Below are 6,686 nucleotides of genomic sequence, written 5' to 3' on the forward strand. Positions count from 1 at the left end.
GCAACAGTGCGGGGATACCGCTCTTTTCAAAATGATCGGACAGCAGCGCAAAACCCAGTAACAGGCCCAGCAAGTTGCCGAGCGTCACCCACTCGTGCGCGAGCAATTGCAGCAGGCCGCCGATACCAGGCACGCCTGAAAAATCACCCAGCGCGAGCTTGTAAAGCGTGATGACCGCCAGGCCCGCCAACGCCACCTTGAGCGTGTGATGGTGGAACACTGCAACGCCGAGCAGCGTCAGGCCAAACAATACGAAATCTAGGGGAACGCCTGCAATAGTCACGCGCGGGTTTTCAAGATAAGCCAGGTAGGCTGTCGATTATGCAGGCGAGGCGATTTCAAACACCTGCCGCAAATATGCCAGGTATTTTTCGTCGTCGCACATGTTCTTGGAAGGTGTGTCAGACAGCTTGGCCACGGGTTGGCCGTTGCAGCGGATCATCTTGATGACGATCTGCAGCGGCTCATAGCCCAGGTCATTGGTGAGGTTGGTGCCGATCCCGAAGGCCAGCTGGCAACGCCCCCTGAACTGCTGGAACAGCTCGATGGTGCGCGGCACCGTCAGGCCGTCGCTGAAAATCAGCGTCTTGGTCTGCGGGTCGACCCGGTTCTTGGTGTAGTGCGCAAGCATGCGCTCGCCCCACTGGAACGGGTCGCCGCTGTYGTGTCGCGCGCCGTCAAACAGTTTGCAGAAGTACATGTCGAAATCGCGCAGGAAGGCACTCATGCCGTAAACGTCCGACAGCGCGATCCCAAGGTCGCCCCGGTATTCCTTGGCCCATGACTCGAAGCCAAAGACCTGACTGTCACGCAGACGCGGCCCCAGCGCCTGGCAGGCCTGCAGGTATTCATGCGCCATGGTGCCTAACGGCGTCAGCCCGAGCTTCATGGCAAACAGCACATTGCTGGTGCCGGCGAACTGGCCACCCACCCCCGTGCCCAGCCGCGTCACCAGGGTGCGCAGCACTTCTTCGTGCCAGGCTTTGCCAAACCGGCGGCGTGTGCCGTAATCGGCGATCTTGAGCGTTCGCAGGCCCTGCGTCTGCAACTCGCCAATTTTGGTCTCCAGGCGCTTGCGACCTTCGACCAGGTCCGCCTTCTTCTGCGTGTTGCGAAAATAGACCTCATTGATGATGGCCAGCACCGGAATCTCGAAGAGGATGGTGTGCAGCCAGGGGCCCTTGATGGACACGTCGATCTCGCCCGAAGGCAAGGCCGTGACGCTGACGTACTTTTCATTGAGCCGGAAGATGCCGAGGAAGTCGACAAAATCGCTCTTGATGAAGCGCATGGCCTTGAGGTAAGCCAGCTCGGCATCCTGAAAGCGCAGACTGCACAGGCCACGGATTTCTTCCCGTATCTCGGTCACATAGGGCGCCAGATCACCAATACCCGGAGCACCGGCGTTGCGGCACTTGAAGCGGTATTCCACCTCGGCGCCCGGAAACTGGTGCAAGACCACCTGCATCATGGTGAACTTGTACAAGTCGGTGTCTAGCAGGCTGGTGATGATCATGGGGATCGCTTGAGGGCCGCGGCGCCAGGGCGCCTTGGCGGTTAATCAGGTGAACAGGCCCGGCGCCAATGCCGCACCGGGGCCTTCTTCAACTCGCGCCAGCTCAGGTACCGAGAAAATCCACTTCAAACAGCAAAGTGGCGTTCGGTGGAATCACGCCGCCGGCGCCGCGCGCACCGTAGCCCAGCTCCGCCGGAATGACGAGGCGGCGGGTGCCACCCACCGACATGCCTTGCACGCCTTCGTCCCAGCCGCGGATCACCTGCCCTGCGCCAAGGGAAAACTCGAACGGCTGGCCGCGGTCCTTGCTGGAGTCGAACTTGGCGCCCTGGACGCCGTTGTTATAGAGCCAGCCGGTGTAGTGAACCTTGACATGTTGCCCCGCCTTGGCGATGGCACCGGTGCCCAGCACGGTGTCTTCGTATTGCAGGCCGGAAGGTGTGGTGGTGAGATTCATTGTGAGGTCCTTCTAAAACAGGTGAAACAAAAAAACAGAGCCCAAACAGGCAAAAAGAAATCGCGTCTTTTCGCGAATCCCTGACTTTACCCGCAACACCCAAACTAGCTGGCGCGTACGGAGATGCAACTGCGCTGCGCCTAATCAAGCCATGTGGTGAATTCCGAAGCCGGCACCCGTGGCGTACGGAATGTGTTGACGAGCGCCGTGTCATCGGCATAACCCAGCGCCATGCCGCACACCAGCATTTCGTCGCTACCCGCGCCGATGTGCGGGAGGATGATCCGGGAAAACCCGTTCCAGGCCGCTTGCGGGCAGGTGTGCAGGCCCAGGCCGCGCGCGGCCACCATGAGGTTTTGCATGAASATGCCGTAGTCCACAAGTGAACCCCGGCCCATCACGCGGTCCAGCGTGAACATCAGGCCCACAGGCGCGTCGAACAACTGGAAGTTGCGATGGTGCTGTGCATGCATCTTGTCCTTGTCGCCCTTGGTGATTCCCAGCAGTCCGTAGAGGCCCCAGCCGTTTTCGCGACGGCGGTCGATATAGGGCGAGACCCACTTTTCAGGGTAGTAGTCGTATTCCTCTTTGTAGTCGGCGGCCAGTGCGGGGTTGGCGTATATCGCGTCATGGGCCTCGCAGACTTTGCCGACCAACGCATCGCGGCTCGCGCCCTGCAGCACATAGGCCTTCCAGGGCTGTGTGTTGGTGCCTGAAGGCGCGCGGCTGGCTACTTCCAGCAGGTGGGCAATGGTCTCGCGCGGCACCGGTTTGGGTAAAAACTGGCGTATCGACTGGCGGCTGACGATGGCTTCATCCACCGCATTGCGTGCATCGCCTGCTCGGCGCGGGGTGATATAGGGAAGCACGGGCAGTGCCTGGGTCATCAGAGGGTCTCCAGTACAGAAAGCAGTTCGGGGGGCAGTGGCGCCGGCCGGCGCGTGACGCGGTCGACATACACATGGATGAAATGGCCCCGGGCCGCGCACGATGCACCCTCATCGCCGGGGAACAGGGCCACTTCGTAGCGCACGCTGGACGAGCCGACGTGTGCCACGCGGATGCCCGCGACCAYCGGCTCCGGAAAGGCCAGCGGCGCGAAGTAGTTGCATTGGGTTTCGATCACCAGGCCGATCACGCTGCCGGTGTGGATGTCGATGGCGCCGCGTTCAATCAGGAGGCCGTTGACGGCGGTATCGAACCAGCTGTAGTAGACGACGTTGTTGACGTGACCGTAAACATCGTTGTCGGACCATCGGGTGCCGATGTCGCGAAAGGCTTTATAGGCGCTGCGGGCTTCAGCCTGCGGGCGTGTCGGGGAGGTCATGAGAACCTATTTTGCCAGCGTGAACCTGGCCGGACTCAGGGTGGGCTTTTGGATGAATAACTGGGCTGCAGGGAAGTCTGATCGGAAGCGGCTCGCGCCCCAGCAATTCCGGCAAACGATTGGGTGAAGGCACGTTGTCCCGCTGCAGCAATATCCAGTGCCCATACGAGAAAGGCGAAAAGTGCAGGACGTCGCATACATGCGCGCCCAGGCGTGCCGCCCAGTTGGGCAACGGAATTTGCAGCGCGCGGGTGCGGGTGTAGTCGGCGCGAAGCTCACGCAAATACTCCGCGTAGCCGTATCGGCGGGTGCCGCCGAGTTCAACCTCGCGGTGACCAGCCAGGGAGGAAAGAGCCGCAAGCGCAGCAAACGCTTTCCCAAGATCGGTGGCAGCCATCGCCGCAATACCGCCGCGCGCACCGCGCGGAATAAATTGCACCGGCGAGCGCGACAAGCCGCGCAGCCAGCGGGCACCAAAGCCGCCCTCGCCGTCGAGCAAGGACGGCCGCACGATGGCGTAGTCGCTGCCCGACGCCGCGATGGTGTGCTCACCCAGCAGCTTGCTCGACAAAAACCGGCTTTTGGCGCCTGCGTGCAAGCCCAGGGCCGAGGTATGAATCAGCCGAATGCCGGCGCCGGCGCAAGCGACGGCCAGCGCCGCTGGCGCGCGGTGATGCACATGGTCATACGACTCATTCGGCCGCTGGCGAAGGATGCCCACGCAATTGACGACCACGTCCACATCTTTCAGCAGGGTTGTCCACGCATCGGGCTGTAACAGCTGCTCAAAGCGCGCAGCGCGCAAGACAGCAAAAGGATAGGCCTCTTCGTGGCGCGAAGGATGGCGGCTGCCGATCGAAACCTGCGCGCCCGACGCGTGCAGCGCCGCCACGGCATGGCGGCCAATGAAGCCGGTGCCGCCTAACACCAGCACGCGAAGAGCGTGGGCAGCATGGGCTGCGGTATTTTTCTGGGATTCCCCGGAGCGTGGCTGCATATTTTTGTTTGTTATTAGCTTGTTTTACTTCCTGGCCACCTAGGATGGCCCTGGCAATGTAGCAGCAATCCCCGCTGGATCACCCCCGCTACGGATTCCAGCGCTTCCAGTATTCAAGCGCCACCCGGTAGGTGTTCATCTGCACCTGCACGGTTTCGTCGATGTTGATGCCATAGCCACCCGCCATGGAAAACGCCAGCGGGATGCGGCGCTGCCAGGCCCAGTCGAAGACGCGCCGGTCGCGCGCCTCCAGACCGTCAAAACTCAGGGCCAGCCGTCCCAGCCGGTCGCCCACGTACGGATCGGCGCCCGCCAGAAACAGCACCAGCCCCGGCTCAAAGCGCCGCTCCAGCTCGTCAAGCGCATGCTCCAGCGCCTGCAGATAGGTTGCATCGCCGCAGCCGTCCGGCAAGTCCACATCGAGGTCGCTGGCTTCTTTTCGAAACGGGAAATTCTTTTGCCCATGCAACGACAGCGTGAACACGCTGGTGTCCGCGGCAAAGATGCTGGCAGTGCCGTTACCCTGGTGCACATCCAGATCGATGATGGCGACCTGCAGCGGTTTGCGCTCGTGGCGGTGCAGCCGCGCCCACTCCGCCTGCATGAGCCTGGCGGCCACCGCCGCATCGTTGAAAACGCAGAAGCCGCCGCCTTTGTGGGCATACGAGTGATGCGTACCTCCGGCCAGGTTGGCTGCAACGCCCTCGCCCCGTTTGCCCCCTGGCCCCATCGCCACGCGGGCCGCTGCAACGGTGGCGCCGGCAGAGCGGCGCGCACGCTCGGCCATGCCCAGGCTCCAGGGAAAGCCGATCTCGCGCTGCGCGGGCGCCGGCAAGGTGCCGTGCATGATCGCATCTATATAGGCGGGCGTGTGAACAAGGGCGAGCTCACCATCGGTGGCGGCCGGTGCCTGCGCCATTCGAACGGCCGACAGTTCGTTGACCAGGCGGTCGCGCAACAGCCGGTACTTGGCCATGGGAAAACGGTGCCCAAGCGGCAGCGGCAATACGAAGTTGTCGGCGTAAAAAGCTTGCAAGATGAGAAGCGAGGAAGGGCTTCAACGATTGTGGCCTGAAGCAGCAGCGACGGGCATGTAGTACCCAGCACCGGAAATCGTGGACTTTTGAATGCTTTTGAATTCTGTTTTCGGGGTGCAAATAGGGCCCGACATCTAAAATGGTGCAGTGCAACAAAAACTGCTTGCAATGCCTCGGCCAATGCCTATACTTAGGGTCATGTTGCAGTKCAGCAATTCAGCGCAACGCAACTATTGACCCGACGACTCATTAACTTATATCTGGAGATTAATTATGCTGACCGCTGAACAAATCATGGCCTCCCACAAAGCCAACATCGAAACCCTGTTTGGTCTGACCCACAAAGCCTTCGAAGGCGTTGAAAAGCTGGTCGAACTGAACGTGCAAGCCACCAAGGCTGCCCTTGCCGAAACCGCCAACCACGCACAAGCCGTGATGGGCGTGAAAGACGCGCAAGAACTGATGGCCCTGCAAGCCGGCCTGGTCCAGCCCCTGGCTGAAAAGACCGCTGCTTACAGCCGTCACCTGTATGACATCGCTTCGGCTGCCGGTGCTGAACTGGGCAAGACCCTGGAAGGCCAAACTGCTGATGCACAGAAGAAGTTTGTCGGCCTGGTCGACAACGCTGCCAAAAATGCGCCAGCCGGTTCCGAAACCGCCGTTGCCGTGATGAAGAGCGCTGTTGCTGCCGCGAATAACGCATTCGAATCCATGCAAAAGGCTGTCAAGCAAGCCAGCGAAATGGCTGAAGCCAACTTCAACACCGTGGCTGCATCCGCAGTGAGCGCCACGAAAACCGCTTCCAAGAAGCGTTAATTGTTATTCATTGTTCCCGCATTTCTGCGGGAACGACCGGAGCCTGATCCCGGAACCTTGCGTAACAGCACGATTCCAGACCGCTTGTCTCCTCGGATCCATTCGAAATTCATTTTCACGGATCCAGTTAAGCCCAGTCGCAAGATTGGGCTTTTTTTTGTCCGGCGCATCCCGATTTAAGCTATTCAGGCGTTTTACCCAATAGGGACGAGCGCTAGCAGCTATCAAATCAATAGCAGCTACCTTGCCATCGCCACACCCGCTGCGGCCAGCTTTGCCTTCAGCTGTGGCAACGCGGCCAACATGGCCGCACGGCCTGAATCGATGGCGCGCTGCCGCGCAGAGAAGTCGGCGCTTTTCAGGCCCGTAAGCGACGGACGGACCACGACATCGGCATCCTTGAGTTCGTACTGGTTGATGCTTTTGCCCATGATGGCAAAAGTCTGCAGCAGGATTTGCAACGTGTCGCCGGCGAGGTTGGCTTCGGGCGGGCTGGAGATGTCGACAGCAATCACGACGTCGGCCCCCATCTGCCT

8 protein-coding genes and 1 pseudogene are annotated in these 6,686 nt (G+C 60.7%); 1 reads left to right on the forward strand and 8 read right to left on the reverse strand.

The features are described 5' to 3' along the window. From AC1D1X_RS12210 to AC1D1X_RS12240, 7 genes and pseudogenes are all read right to left on the reverse strand, one after another. Positions 1-283, reverse strand: a pseudogene (locus AC1D1X_RS12210) (citrate transporter); the annotation flags it as partial. Positions 284-319: 36 nt separating this feature from the next. After that, positions 320-1,516, reverse strand: a complete 1,197-nt coding sequence (gene pncB, locus AC1D1X_RS12215; RefSeq protein ID WP_477698352.1) for a nicotinate phosphoribosyltransferase — start codon at positions 1,514-1,516, stop codon at positions 320-322. 103 nt (positions 1,517-1,619) lie between these two features. Continuing rightward, the gene (locus tag AC1D1X_RS12220; protein ID WP_457278836.1) at positions 1,620-1,973 is read right to left on the reverse strand and encodes an FKBP-type peptidyl-prolyl cis-trans isomerase; all 354 of its coding nucleotides are present in this window, start codon (positions 1,971-1,973) and stop codon (positions 1,620-1,622) included. A gap of 140 nt (positions 1,974-2,113) precedes the next feature. Beyond that, complete coding sequence (locus AC1D1X_RS12225) at positions 2,114-2,860, reverse strand: nitroreductase (RefSeq protein ID WP_477698353.1); 747 nt, start codon at positions 2,858-2,860, stop codon at positions 2,114-2,116. Then, a complete protein-coding gene (locus tag AC1D1X_RS12230; protein ID WP_477698354.1) occupies positions 2,860-3,300 on the reverse strand; it encodes an acyl-CoA thioesterase in 441 nt (146 codons plus the stop codon). The genes AC1D1X_RS12225 and AC1D1X_RS12230 overlap by 1 nt, the downstream gene beginning before the upstream one ends. Continuing rightward, entirely contained in the window at positions 3,272-4,297 is a 1,026-nt protein-coding gene (locus tag AC1D1X_RS12235) for an NAD(P)H-binding protein (RefSeq protein ID WP_477671033.1), read from the reverse strand. The genes AC1D1X_RS12230 and AC1D1X_RS12235 overlap by 29 nt, the downstream gene beginning before the upstream one ends. 88 nt (positions 4,298-4,385) lie before the next feature. Next, positions 4,386-5,333, reverse strand: a complete 948-nt coding sequence (locus AC1D1X_RS12240; protein ID WP_477671034.1) for a histone deacetylase family protein — start codon at positions 5,331-5,333, stop codon at positions 4,386-4,388. Between the two features lie 271 nt (positions 5,334-5,604). Here AC1D1X_RS12240 and AC1D1X_RS12245 point away from each other — a divergent pair, with 271 nt between their 5' ends. Further along, entirely contained in the window at positions 5,605-6,150 is a 546-nt protein-coding gene (locus AC1D1X_RS12245) for a phasin family protein (RefSeq protein WP_457279775.1), read from the forward strand. Between the two features lie 239 nt (positions 6,151-6,389). On the opposite strand, the gene AC1D1X_RS12250 is transcribed toward AC1D1X_RS12245, so the two are convergent. Further along, positions 6,390-6,686: patatin-like phospholipase family protein (locus AC1D1X_RS12250; RefSeq protein ID WP_477698355.1), on the reverse strand; the 297-nt coding region annotated here is incomplete at its 5' end.

The sequence above is a fragment of the Polaromonas sp. P1_G4 genome, assembly GCF_056405475.1.